This window comes from Hamadaea sp. NPDC051192 (genome assembly GCF_040682475.1).
GTDB classification, from domain to species: Bacteria; Actinomycetota; Actinomycetes; order Mycobacteriales; family Micromonosporaceae; genus Hamadaea; species Hamadaea flava.
The window spans coordinates 1-16172 of sequence record NZ_JBFBAZ010000094.1; the positions used below are offsets into that span (position 1 = coordinate 1).

Below are 16172 nucleotides of genomic sequence, written 5' to 3' on the forward strand. Positions count from 1 at the left end.
TTCGTCGACCCACAACGAAGACCAGTCCGCAACACCCTCCACCGACGCTGCTGAGCCGCAGCATGGCTCAACACCCTCGCGACGGCGCACGGTCATGACGACGACGCGGACGACGCGGACGGACACGCTTGTTGTGCGCCCATGGCTGCGACTTCCGGCCGAATCGCAAGATCATGAGCCGATGGTGTGCGCCCAAAGGCCGTTTCGCGCCTACGGCGGGCGCATGTTCAGGGAATCGGAGACAGCTCACCGAGGATCAGAAGGCTCACAACCGTGACCACAGCCGCAAACGCGGACCGGGTGAACGCGGAAACTCCCTACTCAAGATGACCTTCAAGGCGCTGCGCAACGTCAGCGTCAACGCGTGGGACATCGGCGACATCACCTGCGCGGCGCTCGTGCTCCTGCACATCGAACACGGACGAACCACATGATCACGAACCGTCTCCGAGGCGTTTGCTTCGAATAGCTCACTGCGTCGCGGCCTACAGAACTCGCCGTGTCGATCTAGGGTGATGCGATGACCGCCAAGCCCGTGACGACAGTACTGTTCGACTTCGCCTGGACTCTGTTCGCCAGCGACTCGGAGCGCTGGGTGGGCAACGCGGCGGCATCGATCGACCGGACATTGGCGGCCGGCGAGGCGCACCGTATTGCTGGCGACTTCGCGGAACTTTTGCGGGAGACGGCCACGGATCCAGCCCACATCGCCCGAGATCTGGATCCGCGAGTCTGGGATCGGGCGATCCTCGCCGTGCTGGAACAGATTCCTGGGGTGGACCAGGCGCTCGCATCGGTCTTGCACGAAACACACGCCGAAGCGATCGAGCCGTACGCCGACACCGTCGCCACCCTGTCCGCATTGCGTGATAGCGGTGTTCGCATCGGCGTCGTCAGCAACGTCGGCTGGGACATCCGCAAATGCTTTGCGCGGCACGGACTCGACGGCTATGTCGATGCGTTCGTACTGTCCTACGAGGTCGGCTTCGTCAAACCGGACCCTCGGATCTGGGGCGCCGCCCTCGAAGCTCTCCATGCCGCACCGGGCCAGACCCTGATGGTCGGTGATCATCCCGCCGGCGACGGCGGATCGGTTTCCGCCGGCATACCAGCGCTGATCCTGCCAATGGTGGACTCGCCCGCGCGGAAACGGGGCTTCGAATACGTGCTCAGGCTTGCTCAGGTTCCGTCCTGACAGGTCCGTCGCCGGCACTCACGTGAAGCTCCGTATGAAGTTGATCTCTGGGCGGAGACCTACTTCATACGGGAGCCTCACTCGTATCTGTTTGCAGCCCACCACGTCGGTGTGTCGTGATAGGACATCCGGGATGGTCACAGACCGTGATCAACATATTGCGAGGAAGGCTCAATGTCCGTAATCGGTGACCGGCTGCGGGCCTTTCGATCTGTGTTGGCCTATGAGGGCAGCACGAGCTGGACTCATTGGCTCGTCGTGGCGGCCCTGACCGCTGCGGCTATCGCCGCGGTACTAGGAGCGTTCGTGGCCAAGGACCTGCTGGACGTCGATACCGCGGTGTGGCTGGGATCGGGGCAGATGCTGGGATTGATCCTGACGAGGATCGCCTATCGGATCGCGCGGTACTTCGATCGGCCGGATCGATAGGGCGGGCGCGCTGCCGTAGATGCGCGTGGTCGGGTCAGCGGCCGTCGACTCGGCGGCCGGCTTCGCCGAAGACCCAGTCGCTGGTCTGGGCGATGAACTCGGTCGGGAAGCCTACGGAGAAGTCGGCGGCTTCGGTCAGACGGCGTACAACTTCGTCTGGGAGAGTGAGGTCGAGCGCGCCGAGATTATCGGCGAGCTGGGTGACGGACCGCGCGCCGATGATGGGGTGCACCGCCTGGGAGCGGGCGCGGACCCAGGCCAGCGCGACCTGTGACGGGGTGGCGCCGAGGTCGTCGGCGGCCTGCTGGACCGCGCGGGCGACGGTGTGGTCGCGCTCGGACAGGTTGGCCGCGTTGAGGCGGCTGGAGTCGGCGGCGGTCCCGGTCGTGTACTTGCCGGACAGGATGCCGCCTGCGAGCGGGCTCCACGCGGCGACGGTCATTCCGGTGGCCTCGGCCATCGGCAGCAGTTCGCGTTCGATGTCGCGGTTGAGCAGGCTGTAGGGGACTTGCAAGCCGGCGAACGGCGTCCAGCCTCGCCACTGGGCCAGCACGTTGGCGCGGGCGACGACCCAGGCCGGCGCGTCGGAGATGCCGATGTAGAGCACCTTTCCGGCGCGGATGACGTCGTCGAGCGCCCGCATGGTCTCCTCGACCGGCGTATGACGATCCCAGAGGTGCACCCAGTAGACGTCGACGTAATCGGTGCGCAGCCGCCGCAGGCTGGTCTCCAGGGACCGGACCAGGTTCTTGCGGTGGTTGCCGGCCGCGTTCGGATCGGCGCTGTTGCGCGAGACGGTGTACTTGGTCGCCAGCACGAAGTCGTCCCGCCGGCCGTCGAGCAGCTCGCCCAGGAACTCCTCGCTCGCGCCGCCGCGATAGTTGACCGCCGTGTCGACGACGTTGCCGCCGGCCTCGGCGTACTGGTCGAGGATCCGGCGGCACTCGTCCAGCGGTGCGCCGACGCCGCCCTGCTCGCCAAAGGTCATCGCGCCGAGGAAGACTTCCGAGACACGGAGGCCGGTGTTGCCGAACAGGCGGTAACGCATGATCATCAGCGTACCGTGTGGTGGTCTCCTGCTGCGAGGGTGATCCGTTCCCGGCGTCCACTTGCGACCACGTCCACGGTGGTCGGCGCGGTGGCAGTCAGGCGGGCGCTGGTCAGCGTACCGTTTGCCCAGGTCAGCTCCTCGATCGTGATCGCGCCCCGGGCCCGCAGCCCGGTGACACGGCCCGCTGGCCATGCCGACGGCAACGCGGGCAGCAACTCGATCACCGGTACGCCGTCCGCCAGCCCATGGCTCTGCACCAGCAGCTCGGCGACGGCCGCGGTGACGCCGAAGTTGCCGTCGATCTGGAACGGGGGATGGGCGCAGAGCAACGCCGGGTAGACCCCGCCGCCCTGGAACTGCGCGTCGGACCGGACCGGGGTGAGGTATTCGCCGATCAGCCGATGAGCGGCGTCGCCGTCGCGAAGCCGGGCCCAGAGTCCGATCTTCCACGCGATGGACCAGCCCGTTCCGGCGTCGCGCCGCAGTTCCAACGACCGCCGTGCTGCTGCCTCGAATGCGGCGTCCCCAGTGGACGTGCGCCCGGGGTAGAAGCCGACGAGGTGCGACACGTGCCGGTGATGCGGCTCGACCTCGGTACGCTCGGCCGACCATTCCAGGATCTGGCCCTGGCCGCCGATTCGCAGCGGGGCGAGGCGGGGCAGTGCCTGCCTGGCCTCCTCGATCGCGGCGTGGTCGTCGGGTTCGACCGTACCCAGCGCGGCTTCGGCCTCGATCAGGAACTCGAACAGTTCTCGCGCCAGCACCAGGTCCATCGCCGTGCCGTCCTCGACGCTGGCCGGACCGGCGGGCGTCGCGAACTGGTTCTCCGGGCTGGTCGACGGCGAGGTGATCAGGTGGCCGTCGGCGTTCTCGACGAGCAGGTCGAGCACGAAGCGGGCGGCGTCGGCGGCGATCGGCAACGCCCGCCGCAGGAAGTCCAGGTCGCGGCCGAATCGCCAGTGCTCGGCCAGATGCGTGGCCAGCCACGCCCCGGCCATCGGCCACTGCGCCCACATCGGGTCGCCCTGGCCCATCCCGACCGGCACAGTGATGCGCCACAGGTCGGTGTTGTGGTGACAGGTCCAGCCGCGAGCGCCGTAGAGACCGCGGGCGGTCGCCCGGCCGGCCTGGGCCAGCTCGCCGATCATCCGCAGCAGCGGCTCATGGCATTCGGCCAACGCCGTCGTCTCCGCCGGCCAGTAGTTCATCTCGGCGTTGATGTTCACCGTGTACTCGCAGTTCCACGGCGGCACCACGTGCGGGTTCCAGACGCCCTGCAGGTTGGCGGCTTGCGTACCGGGGCGGGAGGAGGCGGCCAGCAGGTAGCGGCCGAACTCGAAGGCGAGCACCGGCAGCTGCTCGTCCGGCTCCCCGGCGGCCCGGCGTACCAGCCGCTCGTCGGTCGGCCGGCCGGACCGGTCCTCGGCGGTGTCGACGGTCAGCGTGACCCGGTCCATCAGCGCCCGGTGCTCGGCGACGTGCGCTGCCCTTATCGCGGCCCAGCCCGCCGCGCGCGCCCGGTCGACGTCCATCCGGGTTTGCTCCTCGAAACCGGCCCGCACCGGCGGACGGTCCCAGCCGTCGAAGCTGGTGCGGATCGCGACGTAGACGGTCGCCGCGCTCGCTCCGCGAATGCGTACGGTATCCACAGTGGTTTCGATGCGGCCACCGTCGGCCACCACGTCGAAGACGGCGAACGCCCGCATCGAATCGTCGTCCGCGGCGACCTCGCCGTCCCGGCGCGGCCACGGGATGACGTGCCGGGGCGCGGACACGGTCAAAGCAAGGCCGTCGGCGTCTGGCCGGATGTCCGCGCGCTGCTGCGGCGTGGTCCACCGCAGGTCGGCGTTCACCCAGCCATCCGGCACGCCACTCAGGTGGATCGCGACGACCTGGTGATCGGCGCTGGCGAGCACCTCCTGCCGGAACCCTCCGCGCTCGACGATCGCAACGCCGTCGCGCAGGTCGAGGCTCCGCCGGTAAGTCCCGTCGCTGTCGGATTCGACGTGGGTGATCTCCAGATCTCCAACCGGCTGGTACGCCTCGGCGTCGGCGCCCTGCGCACGCCGGAGGAGGTCGCCCGCCGCGACGTGCTCGCCGGCTTGGACGAGACGGCGTACCTCGTCCAGCAGGCCCGCAGGCACCTCGGGCACGGTGGTGTCGCCAGGGCCGGACCAGAAGGTGTCCTCGTTGAGGCTGATCCGCTCGACGGGGAAGCCACCATGCACCATCGCGCCCAGGCGGCCGTTGCCCACCGGCGTCGCCTCTTCCCAGACGGCGGCGGGACGTGTGAAGATCAATTCCGACACGGTCGCCAGCATAGACTTTGTTGGAGGTCCAGCCAAACTCGCTGTCTGCCGGGGCCTGCTGCCGGTCAGTTCTTCAGTTCGGCGGGGACGGCAAGATCCTCCGAGTTGTAGAGGACGCGGATCCGCTCGGCGTCGTCCTCGGCGCACACCTGCGCGACGAGATCGATGAGATGGTCGTAGTCGAGGCCGGTCTCGCCCCGGTAGGACGCCTCCATGCGGCCCCACTCGTCCCACGGCAGCGTCTCGACCTGGACCAACGCGGCAAGGTCCCGGATGGCGTTGCCCCGGATCTCGGCCGGGCCCCAGGCGTGGTCGGTGCCGTTGACGCCGAACGTCGCCGGGTCGGCGTCGCCCGACCGGACGAGCCGCCAGGCCTCCCCGCCGGTCAGGAACTCGCCCGGGGCGAGGTCGTCGGGGTGGGACACGTTCGTGCCGTCGAGGATCTCCGGGTCGATCCGGACCCATCGGCCGTCGCTGGATTCCCCGTCGCTGGACTCTCCGTCGCTGGATTCCCCGGCTGCGGCGTGCCCCGCGACCCAGTGTTCGACGACCCAATGGTCCACGTGCCGGTCCGGCCGGAAGTAGGACGCGAAACCGCACCGGGCCCGCGCCGGAACGCCGTGGGCCTGCAAAAGCGCCACCGAGACGGTCGCGAAATGACGGCAGGTGCCGACCACGCGCTGCCGAGGCTCACGCACCTTGGTCAGCGGCGCGGGGTCGATCGCGAGTAACTCGTCGAGGATGCGGGTGACCGGCCGGATCGCCTGGGCGCCCATCCTCGGCTCGGGCAGCCCCAGCGAGCCGGTCTGCGCGGGGTGGACGATGAGCCCGGCCACGGCCCGGCAGATCGCGACCGGGTCGGCGGGCAGTTCGGCGGCCAACTGCCGCTGGTCCGGCGTGAGCGCGGTGATGACGCCGGGAGTCGAGTAGTCGATCGGCATGGACGCAACGCTATGCGCCGGGTACGACATCCGGGGATTCGACGGTCCGGCACATTTCAGCGATCCCGTACGCCATCCGCGTACGCACCTCGGCGGCGCGCTCGACGGGCAGCACTCGGGCGGTCCACACCAGACGGCTGCGCCCGTCGTTCGTCGTGTGCACCTGGAACTCCGCCTCATGGTGGGCCAGTGGCGGTCGCGCGCCTTCGACGACGGCGTACGCCAAGCGCCGGGCGTCGTCGTCGATCGCCCGGATGACCTCGCGGATCACGTGGCCGTCGGGGAACGTCAGGAACCGCTGCCCGTCGTCGATCCGCGTATCGGCGACCCGGCCCGGCAGCAGCCGGCGGTGCACCGCGCCGACATCCCGGAGGACGTCCCAGAGCTGCTCCGGGGGTACGCCGACCTCGGCCTCCACGACGATCAGCGGCGCCACCGAGGCCTGCAACGCTTCCGCCCGGGCGCGGTCGGATCCGCACATGTCGTCCAGCTCGGGCGGCACGGGGACGGCCAGACAAGCCGCCAACGCGATAGCCGCGTCGCCGTGCCGACCTTGCCGGAGGAGTAGCTCGCCGAGGGCGCACCAGGCGGTGACCGCCGTGGCGGGGTCGCCTGCGGCGGCGGCCGCGCGCAGCGTCTGTTCACCGCCCAGCGAGTCGCCCGCGTCGAGCAGGCGCAGCGCCTTGTTCAGCTGCAGATCAGGCGACAGCGGCACCGAGCCAGTCTGGCAGAGCGCGCCCGGCGACAGCACACCGGCCCACGGCCGAGACCGCAAAGAAAGCAGCCCGACCGGCCCGACATCGGCTTCCCGACCGAGGGCACAACGGCTGGGCTGCGGGCACAACGGCTGGGCTGAGCGCACAACGGCCTGACCGCGAGCGGCCGGCAGTCAGCGGCGGGGGCGGCGTACGCGGCGGGCCGAGGGGGTGGCCGACGCCGTGAGGTGGTCGGCGAGATCCTGTGGGCTCGGCCGGTCGAAGAGGTCCACGACGTCGACCTCCAGGCCCTCCTCGGCGACCAGTACCTGGTGCAGCCGAACGAGGTCCAGCGAGGTCATCCCGGCTTCGAAGAATCGCGTACGCGGGCCGATGACCGAGCCGGGCAGGTGCTCGGCGAGCAGGCCGGTGGCGCGTACGGCGATGCGGGTCGCGAGGTCGGACGCCGTTCGCTGGGTGGGGATGTGGATGGGCGCCGGGTCGGGCAGCGCCGCCCGGTCCAGCTTGCCGTTGGCGGTCACGGGCAGCTCCTTCAGCTTCATCAGGATGGCCGGGGTCGCCCAGACGGGCAGGTGGGTGCGGACGGCGTCGCGCAGGCCGGCCGGGTCGGGACTGCCGGCGTACCAGGCGATCAGGGCGTTGGCCCGCAGGTCCACGGCGACGGCGGTGACCCCGGGGACCCGCGCGAACGCCCGCTCCACGCCGTCGAGTTCGATTCGATAGCCCTGCCAGGAGATCTGCCGATCGGCGCGGCCGAGGATCGTCAGGTCGCCATCGAGTGTGTACCGTCCACGGTCACCGGTGCGATATGGATTCGTGGGCGGGCGACGGTCCAGGTCGCCGGCGTAGCCGATCGCCAGGCCCTGCCCGCCGACGACGATTTCGCCGACCGCACCCGGCGGGGCGGGCGCGTCCCGCACGATCACCTCGGTGCGGCGGTGGGGGATCGGCAGTGCGATCCGTCGATCCCCGTCCCAGCGGGCCAGGTGCGCGGCCTGCGGCGTCTCCGTCGCCCCGTACAGGTCGTAGACGGTCGCGGTCGGGGCGAGCCGATTCGCCGCGTGGACGTCGGCCGGGCGGGAACCCTCGCCGTGCAGGACCACGTGCCGCACCCGGGGCAGCGCCACCTCGGTCAGCGCCAGCAGCCGAATCTGCGACGGTGTCATATGGACGATCGTGGCCCCGGCGTCACGCAGGAACGCGGCCAGCAGCGGCGGCTGCCCGGCGACCTCTGGCGACGGCACGTGCACGGTCGCGCCGAGCCACAACGGCAGCACCAGGTCGCGGAACATCGGATCGTGCGCCGCTGGGGCGGTGAAACAGAACACGTCCGACGGGCTCAGGCTGAGGCTTTCGGCGTACCAGTGGAAGGAGACCGGCAGGGCCTCGGGCGGTAGGAGGACCACGGCCGCGCGCCCGCTCGTGCCGCTTGTGAGCAGCGCGTGCCCGGCGCCGCCGGTGGGCGTGGGACCCGCGGGTCGCCACTGTTCGGGCAGGGCGTGGTCCACAATGAGCGGTGCACGGCCCGCGTGCCAACAGCCCAGGATCGCCGCGGCCAAGGACGGGTCGCGGGTGGCCGCGACCGTGACCAGACCCGCAGCCTCGCGCGCGGCGAGATCCGCGGCTTGCCGCAGGTGATCGGCCAGTTCGCCATATGTTTGTACGCCCAGCGCAGTGACCAAGGCCGGTCGGTCAGCGGGCTGAGCGAGCACGGCGTCCACGAGATCGCGCGGCGACCCGGCGATGGACTCCACAATGGGCGGTGATGCTGACTCGGGCGGCGCGCCCAGGGACTCCAACGTGGAACGGCACTGGCTCAGGAATTCGGCCGCCGTCCGGCCGTCCCAGAGATCGGTCGCGTAAACGAGCCGGAGTCGGAAGCCACGCGGCTGGCGCAGCAGATAGAGGTTGACGTCGAACAGTGCCCAGTGGACCTCTGGGGTCATCTCCGTCAGTGCGTGACCATCGAGATGCGACGGCGGGCTGCCGTGGGTGAGGTCGTTGAACCACACCTGGAACAGCGGATTGCGCGACGGGTCGCGGGGCGCACCGGCGAGCGTCACGATCTCGTCGAACGGCACCGATCCGTGCTCGATGCCGCGATGCAGCGCGCCCGCGACCGGCGCGATGAGCGACTGCGCCTCCGCGTCCGCCGGTACGCGCAACCGCAGCGGCAGTGTCCGCATGAAGAATCCGGCAGCGCGCTGCGACTCCGGCGTGAGCCGGCCCGAGGCGGGTACGCCGACGCACAGCTCTTCGACGCCGGCCCAGTCCGCGAGCACGCGGGCGTACGCCGCGAGCACGACGGCCGCCGGGGTGGGCGCGTGGCGGCTGAGCCAGGCGGTGAACGCCGGGCCGAGATCGGCGTCCACCTGCGCGCCCCGGAAGGTCGGGCGCTCGGGCCGGGGCGCGGTGAACGGAAGGTCCAGAGTGGTTGGAGCGTCCGCGAGGTGTTCGCGCCAGTACGCCCGATCGCGTTCGGCGAGCTCGGGCCGGATCGGTGTGCCGCGGCTCGGCCGCGCGGCGATCGACCCCGGGTCCTGGTACGCCGCGACGAGGTCGGCCTGCAGGATGTCGAGCGTCTGCTGATCGGCCACGAGATGGTCGAGCACCAGTACCAACGTGTCCCCGTCGTCGCCCTGATGCAGGCCGAGTACCGCCAGCGGCAGGGTGTCCGGCCAGAACGGCGTGTCGGACAGGTTCGCGACGAACTCGTCCCGATTCCCATCGGACACCGTGATCACCGAAGAGCCGCCGGGGTGGACGGTACGCCGCAGCCGCCCGTCCACGTCGGCGATCGTCGTCCGCAGCGCCTCGTGCGCGGCGACGACGTCGTCCCACGCGGCCTGCAGCCGGAGCGGATCCAGCCGCCCGCCGAGGCCCAGCATCCCGATCACGTTGTACGCCGGGACACCCGGGAACAGCTGGTGCTGCAACCACAGACGGCGCTGCTCGGGGTCGATCTCATCGGTGTCGGTGTCGGCGGTCGGCGTCGCCAGTGGACCGGCTGGGCTGTGCTCCAGCAGTTCGCGCAGACCGGCCAGGCTGAGGTCGTCGGTCAGGAACGCGGTGACCGGCACGTGCACGCCCCACCGGGCCAGGACCGCGCCCGACAGCCGCACGGCGGCCAAGCTGTGCCCGCCGGAGGCCAGGAACCTCGCGCCTTCGTCCGCCGGATGCGTGCCGAGCGCGTCGAACCACGCCCGGGCCAGCGCATCCGCCTCGGCACCGGCGGCCCGGGTAGCAGCCGGGTCCCCGGTCGCGGAATCCGGTGCGGTGGCCGGATCGTCGGTGGCGGAAGACCGGGCGACGGCCAGCTCGCTCAACCGGCGGCGGTCGCGTTTGCCGTTGCCGGTCACGGGCAGCTCGGGCAGGACGGCGTACCGGGTGGGGACGAACGCCTCGGGCAGCCGCTGGCGCAGCTGTTGTTTGACGGTGTCCTCGTCGAGCGGCTCGCCGCCGGTGGCCACGTACGCCCACAGCGTGCCCTCGACGGCGATCACGGCGGCGTCCAGCACCCCGGCGACTCCGCGCAGGGCTGCCTCGACCTCACCCGGCTCGATCCGCTGGCCCCGAAGTTTCAGCTGCTCGTCGCCGCGACCGAGATACTCCAGTCCACCACTGGTGAGGCGTACGCGGTCACCGGTGCGGTAGACGCGGTCGACTCCGCTGCCCTCGGGACCGGGCCGGAAGGCCGCCTCAGTCAGTTCGGGCCGCCCGAGGTAGCCCGTGGCGAGCGGCGTACCGCCGACGGCCAGCTCACCGGGAGTGTCGCCGGAGACGATCCGGCCGTCCTCGTCGAGCACCATCAGGACGCAGTTGTCGATCGGATGCCCGATCAGCACGCGCCCCGGATCGTCGGGGCAGTCCCAGTGCGCGACGTCGATCGTGGTCTCGGTCGGGCCGTACTGGTTGACCATGCGCGCGGGCAACACCTTCCGCGCCAGGCGGACGGTGTCCGGTGGCAACGCCTCACCACCGGCGAACAGCAGGCGCAGGCTCGTCGCCGTCTCGACGCCGGGCCAGCGCAGGAACTCGGCCAGCATCGACGGGACGAAGTGGCACCACGTGATCGCGTACCGGGTGATCCAGTCGAGCAGCATCGCCGGATCGCGCTGTGCGCCCGGCGGCGGCAGCACGACCTGGCCACCCGACAGCAGGGGACACCACAGCTCGAACTGCGACGCGTCGAAGCTGAGCGGGCCCTTCTGAAGGCAGCGGTCGGCCGGGCCGAGCGCGTACTGCCCGCACATCCAGAGCAGCCGGTTGGCCAGCGCCCCGGTGGGCACGACGACACCCTTCGGGCTGCCGGTCGATCCCGACGTGTAGAGCACGTACGCCGGATGCGAGTCGTCGACCGGGATCAGCGGCCGCTCGGGACGATCTGCACCGGTCAACGTCACCAAGACGGGATGCGGGATCCCCGGCCGGACGGCGGGCCCCGCTGACGCGGCGCAGACGAGCGTCGCGACCGGCCGAGCGTCGGCCAGCACGGTCGCGATCCGCGCCGGCGGGTCGTCCGGCGACAGCGGCAGGAACGGCGTACCGGCCTTGAGGGCGCCGAGCATCGCCACAACCATCGCCCGGCCGCGTGGCACGTCCAGCGCGACGACGTCACCGGGCCGCGCCACCTCGGCCAGGTCGTCGGCGATCACATCGGACTCGGTGTCCAACTGCTGATAAGTGAGCCGGCCGTCCTGATCGACCAGGGCGGTCGCGTCGGGCGTACGCCGTGCCTGAGCGCGGATCAGACCGGGCAGCCCGTGCGGCAGTTCGCGGGCGACCGTCCGGCCACGCAGGATCGCGAGCTGCGGAGGATCTTGGGTACCCACGCCGGGAATCGTAGAGGAGCCGCACCGGTTACGGCAGCCTCTCGCGGCGATCGCCCGGCGCGGTTAGGGTGTCCCGATGCGGCCGCCGAACGATCATGTGATTCCCCTGCCCGGCACGGGCTGGAGCGTCTATCGCGACGCCCTCGTCCGCTCGGCCGGCTTCCCGGTCGACGGCCTCGACCAGCTCTCCTCGCCGGGTCTCGCCCAGGCGGCCGACTCCTTTCTCGACGGTGGACCGGACTTCGCCGAAGAGCTGTCCGCGGCCGATCTGACGGCGGCCGAGGCGGCCACGGCGATCGCGTCCGGCGACCGGTTCCGGCAGGCGGTCCGCTGGCAGAACCCCGACGTCGCCACGACCATCGAGGGCTCGCTGCGCCCCGGCCGCACCGCCCGCCGCAACTACCGGGAACGCCGCCGCGACGAGATCGTGGCCAAGTACTGGCAGCGCTACTGCGGCAAGAACGACAGCATCGGCTTCTTCGGCCCGATGTGCTGGAGCACGCTCAACGAGGACGGCCCGGCCGTCACCCTCCGGCCCGGTCCCGTCGTCGAACGGGCGCGGGCCGTCCACTTCGAATGGTGGGCGCTGACCGCGCTGGCCGACGCACTCGCGGCTGATCCAAGGCTGCGCTGGTGGTTCCCGGTCCGCCTGCTGCCACACCTGACACTGCGCGACCGCGAGATCGTCGCGCCGGGCCAGCCGCCACGGCCGGTCACTGCCGCGGCGGCCGCGCTGATCACCGCCGGTCAGTCCGGCCGGCCGGTCCGGGTCATCGCGGACGAGCTGGTCGCCGCAGGGGTCTTCCACCGCCTCGAGGACGTGTACGCACAACTCGGCGAACTGGCCCAGGGGGGACTCGTCCGCCTCGGGCTCGATCTGCCGATCGACCTCTCGGCCGAACGCGTCCTGCGGGCGTACGCGGAGGGCATCGCCGATTCCGAGGATCGGGCCTGGGCGCGGGAGCGTCTGAGTCCGCTGTGGACGTTGCGCGACCGGGCCGCCGCCGCGCCGACGGCCGAGACGCTGGCCGCCGCGCTGGTCGACCTCGACGAGGCGTTCACCGAGGCCACCGGCCTGCCCGCGCGCCGCCGTCCCGGTCAGACGTACGCCGGCCGCACGCTGTGCCATGTGGACACCAGCCGGGATCTCGACGTCGATTTCGGGCCGCCGCTGACCCAGAAGCTCGCTGCGCTGGAGCCGCTGCTGCGGTCGGTCCGCTGGCTGACCGCCCGCGTGGCCGACGTTCATCACGACGCGCTGGCCGCCTTGCACGCCGAGCTGGCCGCCGACCTCGGTACGCCCGACGTCCCGCTGCACGACCTGTGGTTCCTCGCCCACGGCGTCGTCTTCGGCGCCCAGCGGCCGTCCGCCCCGGTGGTGGACGAGTTCCTGCGCCGCTGGCGTGACCTGCTCGGGCTCAGCGCCGCCGACTCCGCTGCGCGCGAACTCGTCTTCGCCGCCGATGATCTGGCCAAACAGGTCGAGGCGGCGTTCGAGGACAGCGCACCGGGCTGGTGGACCGCCCGCGTCCACAGCCCCGACCTGCACCTGATCGCCGCCGACGAGGAGGCGCTCGGCCGAGGCGACTACCGGCTCGTCCTCGGCGAACTGCACGTGGCGATGGCGGCGTTCAACACCGACTTCTTCCGGCTCGGCCACCCCGACCCCGATCGGCTCGCCGAGGATCTGCGGAGCGACCTGCCCGAACCGTGTGTGGACCTGCTGCTGCCGGACGCGTGGCCGCGCCACTCGGCTCGCAACGCCAATTGGATCAAGGGCCGGTCCGACGTCCAGCTCGCGTTCGCCCCGTCGGCGGGCGCCGACCGGGCCCGGCTGCGCCCGGTGACCGACCTCGTCGTGGTCGCCACTCCGGAGGGGCTGGTCGCCCGCGCCGCCGACGGCTCGGCCTGGCCGCTGCTGGAGGTCTTCGCCGAACTGCTGACCATCCAGACCTTCGACACCTGGAAGCTGGCCGGCGCCGCCGCGCATACGCCGCGCGTGGTGGTCGACGACCTCATCCTGCTGCGGGAGACCTGGCGCACCACCGTCGGGGCGAGCGGTCTGGCCGAGGCGACCGGGGATCGTGATCGCGTCCTGGCCGCCCGGCGATGGCGGCGCGACCTCGGACTGCCCGAACGGATCTTCGTCAAGATCGGCACGGAGACCAAGCCGTTCTACGCCGACCTCGCCGGCCTGATCTCCATCCGCCAGCTGTGTTCGGCGATCCGGGGCGCGCAGGCCACCGGCGGCGATGACGTCGAGCTGACGATCACCGAGATGCTCCCGACCGGCGAACAAGCCTGGCTGCCCGACGCCCACGGCCGCCGGTACGCCTCCGAGCTGCGGCTGCAACTGCTCGACCCGCTGACGCCGCCGCACGCCGGGAGGATGTCATGACCGACCGCCTTCCGCTGGGCGACACCGGCTGGCAGGTGTGGGCGGACGGCGTACTGCGGTCCACCGGGTTCCCCGCCGACGGGCTCGACCGGTTGTCCGCGCCGTCCTGCGCAGCCGCCGCGGACGACCTCGTGGACGCGATCGCGGCCAAACGGTGGCGAGGCGGTTCCGCCGACGCCGTCGAGAAGGCCCAGACGGCGTACGCCGACAGCTTCGCGGCGGCCGACCTGGCCGGATCGGCCGCGCTGAGCGTTGTCGCCGCCGATCCGCTGCTGCGCGAGGCGGTCACCTGGCAGAACCGGGAATTCCTCGACCGGCTGGACTCGCTGCGCGACGGCGACCCGGCCGACCGAGGCCAGCGCCGCCGCACCCGGGAACGCACGCTCGTCCGCTACTGGCAGCGCTACTGCGGCAAGAACGAGACCGTCGGCTTCTTCGGCCCGGTCTGCTGGCTGCGCTTCGACCCCGCCCAGACCGAGCGCGTGCGGGTGACGCCCGGCCCGGAGCTGGTCCGATACCGGGCCGTCTACCTCGAACGGTGGTGCGTCGACGCGTACGCCCGGCGGCTCGGCGACGATCCCGCATCCCGCCGTCTGCTCGCTCCGACGATCGCGCCCCATGTGCACCTGGACGGGCGGCAGGCGCTGCTGCCCGCCCGCGCCCCGGTCACGTTGAGCGCGGCGGAGGCGACGGCGCTCGGCCTGGCCGACGGCACGCGTACGGCGACGGTGATCGCCGGCGAGCTGACCGCGCAGGGCCATGTGCGTACGCCGGAGGACGCGTTCCTGCTGCTCGACCGGCTCGCCGAACGAGACCTGCTCGACGACGGCGGCACCGCGCCGGTCGAGATGGGCGTCGAGGACGTGATCGGCCCGCGCCTCGCGGCGATCCCCGGCGCGCTCGCCGGCCTGGATCGGCTGCGTTCCGCCCGGGACCAGGTCGCGAAGGCCGCCGGTGACCCCGCCGAGCTGGCCGTCGCACTGTCCGCTTTGGACGACACGGTCGCAGCCGAGATCGGCGGACCCGCCCGGCAGCACGGCGGCGACACCTACGCCGGGCGTACGCCGTGCCACGAGGAGACCGTCCGGGACGTCGACGTGGTCTTCGGGCCGCAGGTGCTCGCCGACCTCGCCCCGGCGCTCGGCATCGTCCTGCAGGCCGCCCGGTGGGTCACCGGCGCGCTCGCCGACGCGTACCGGGCCGCGTTGACCGAGATCGCCGACGATCCCGGGATGCGCCTGGGCGACCTGATGTACCTCGCCCAGGGCCTGTTCTGGACCGGCGACGATCGCCCGGTCGACACCGTGGCCACCGAGTTCGCCCAGCGCTGGGCGGCCCTGTTCGAGTACGCCGAAGGCGACCGCCGCGTCGAGCGAACCGCCGCCGGACTGGCGGCCCGGGCCGCCGAGCTGTTCGCCGCCGACCGGCCCGGCTGGAGCGCCGGGCGTACGCACAGCCCCGACCTGCAGATCTGCGCGGACTCCCCGGAGGCGATCAACCGCGGCGAGTACCTGGCGGTGCTCGGCGAGATGCACACCGCCCGGTCGACGCTGGAGTTCTTCATCCCCTGGCACGCCGACCCCGCCCGGATGTGGGGCCAGATCGCGGCCGACGGCGGTGCCGACCGGCTGCGCCCGCTCTACCCGACGGGCTGGCCGCGTCACACCGGACGGGTGTCGATGTCGCCCGGCCCGTACGGCCGCCGGCTCGGGTTCTACCCGGCGCCCCGGCCCGCTACCGGCGACGTCCTGCCCGCCATGGCCGTCCGCCTCGAGCGCCGGGACGGCGTACTGGAGGCCGTCGAGCCGGACGGGCGGCGGTGGCCGATCGTCGAGGTCTTCTCCGAATGGCTCGCCGTCCACTCGGTCGACGCGTTCAAGCTGCCCGCCGGGGCGGCGCACCAGCCGAGGATCACCGTCGACCGGCTGGTCGTGGCCCGGGAGACCTGGCGGACCACGGCAGCGGGGACCGGCCTGTCCGACGTCGTCCGCGACGCCGACCGGTTCGTCGCCGCCCGGCGGCTGCGACGGCGGCTCGACCTGCCCGACCGCGTCTTCGTCAAGATCGGCACGGAGATCAAGCCCTGCTACGCCGACCTGACCTCGCCGCACTCGGTCGCGACCCTGGCCGCGATGATCCGCTCGGCGGCCAAGGCCCACGGCCCGGACGTCCCGGTGACCATCGGCGAAGCCCTCCCCGGGACCGCCGACGCCTGGCTGCCCGACGCCCAGGACCGCCGCTACTTCACCGAGCTGCGCATCCAGATCACGGACCCGAAAGAGGCCTGAGTCGGATATCCGG

General features: G+C 71.7%; 9 protein-coding genes and 1 pseudogene. 5 read left to right on the top strand and 5 right to left on the bottom strand.

The window, feature by feature from the left end; all coding sequences use genetic code 11:
* Positions 1 to 227 precede the first annotated feature (227 nt).
* The 3 genes and pseudogenes from AB0M47_RS29820 to AB0M47_RS29830 form a co-directional block, all read left to right on the top strand.
* A pseudogene (locus AB0M47_RS29820) lies at positions 228 to 434 on the top strand (transposase family protein); the annotation flags it as partial.
* An 86-nt stretch (positions 435 to 520) separates the two neighbouring features.
* A complete protein-coding gene (locus AB0M47_RS29825; RefSeq protein ID WP_363419885.1) occupies positions 521 to 1195 on the top strand; it encodes an HAD family hydrolase in 675 nt (224 codons plus the stop codon).
* A 306-nt stretch (positions 1196 to 1501) separates the two neighbouring features.
* The gene (locus AB0M47_RS29830) at positions 1502 to 1624 is read left to right on the top strand and encodes a hypothetical protein (protein ID WP_363419887.1); all 123 of its coding nucleotides are present in this window, start codon (positions 1502 to 1504) and stop codon (positions 1622 to 1624) included.
* A 34-nt stretch (positions 1625 to 1658) separates the two neighbouring features.
* On the opposite strand, the gene AB0M47_RS29835 is transcribed toward AB0M47_RS29830, so the two are convergent.
* The 5 genes from AB0M47_RS29835 to AB0M47_RS29855 form a co-directional block, all read right to left on the bottom strand.
* Positions 1659 to 2672, bottom strand: a complete 1014-nt coding sequence (locus AB0M47_RS29835; RefSeq protein WP_363419889.1) for an aldo/keto reductase — start codon at positions 2670 to 2672, stop codon at positions 1659 to 1661.
* Between the two features lie 5 nt (positions 2673 to 2677).
* Complete coding sequence (locus AB0M47_RS29840) at positions 2678 to 4984, bottom strand: glycoside hydrolase family 95 protein (RefSeq protein WP_363419891.1); 2307 nt, start codon at positions 4982 to 4984, stop codon at positions 2678 to 2680.
* 65 nt (positions 4985 to 5049) lie between these two features.
* Positions 5050 to 5925, bottom strand: a complete 876-nt coding sequence (locus AB0M47_RS29845; protein ID WP_363419893.1) for a transglutaminase-like domain-containing protein — start codon at positions 5923 to 5925, stop codon at positions 5050 to 5052.
* Positions 5926 to 5935: 10 nt separating this feature from the next.
* Entirely contained in the window at positions 5936 to 6640 is a 705-nt protein-coding gene (locus AB0M47_RS29850; protein WP_363419895.1) for an SRPBCC family protein, read from the bottom strand.
* Positions 6641 to 6814: 174 nt separating this feature from the next.
* On the bottom strand, positions 6815 to 11473 hold the full coding sequence (locus AB0M47_RS29855; RefSeq protein ID WP_363419897.1) for an amino acid adenylation domain-containing protein: 4659 nt from the start codon (positions 11471 to 11473) through the stop codon (positions 6815 to 6817).
* A 76-nt stretch (positions 11474 to 11549) separates the two neighbouring features.
* On the opposite strand from AB0M47_RS29855, the gene AB0M47_RS29860 reads away from it, so the two are divergent.
* Both AB0M47_RS29860 and AB0M47_RS29865 read left to right on the top strand, forming a co-directional pair.
* Positions 11550 to 13871, top strand: coding sequence for a lantibiotic dehydratase (locus AB0M47_RS29860; RefSeq protein WP_363419898.1), 2322 nt, complete (start codon positions 11550 to 11552; stop codon positions 13869 to 13871).
* Positions 13868 to 16159 carry a lantibiotic dehydratase gene (locus AB0M47_RS29865; RefSeq protein ID WP_363419900.1) on the top strand — a complete coding sequence of 764 codons (2292 nt, stop codon included), beginning with the start codon at positions 13868 to 13870 and terminating at the stop codon, positions 16157 to 16159. Before AB0M47_RS29860 ends, AB0M47_RS29865 begins: the two co-directional genes overlap by 4 nt.
* Positions 16160 to 16172 lie beyond the last annotated feature (13 nt).

What these genes read in the sequence shown, in the direction of transcription:
- AB0M47_RS29825 (WP_363419885.1), top strand. Translation starts at nt 521, where the DNA reads ATGACCGCCAAGCCCGTGACGACAGTACTGTTCGACTTCGCCTGGACT.
- AB0M47_RS29835 (WP_363419889.1), bottom strand. Translation starts at nt 2,672, where the DNA reads ATGCGTTACCGCCTGTTCGGCAACACCGGCCTCCGTGTCTCGGAAGTC.
- AB0M47_RS29845 (WP_363419893.1), bottom strand. Translation starts at nt 5,925, where the DNA reads ATGCCGATCGACTACTCGACTCCCGGCGTCATCACCGCGCTCACGCCG.
- AB0M47_RS29860 (WP_363419898.1), top strand. Translation starts at nt 11,550, where the DNA reads ATGCGGCCGCCGAACGATCATGTGATTCCCCTGCCCGGCACGGGCTGG.
- AB0M47_RS29865 (WP_363419900.1), top strand. Translation starts at nt 13,868, where the DNA reads ATGACCGACCGCCTTCCGCTGGGCGACACCGGCTGGCAGGTGTGGGCG.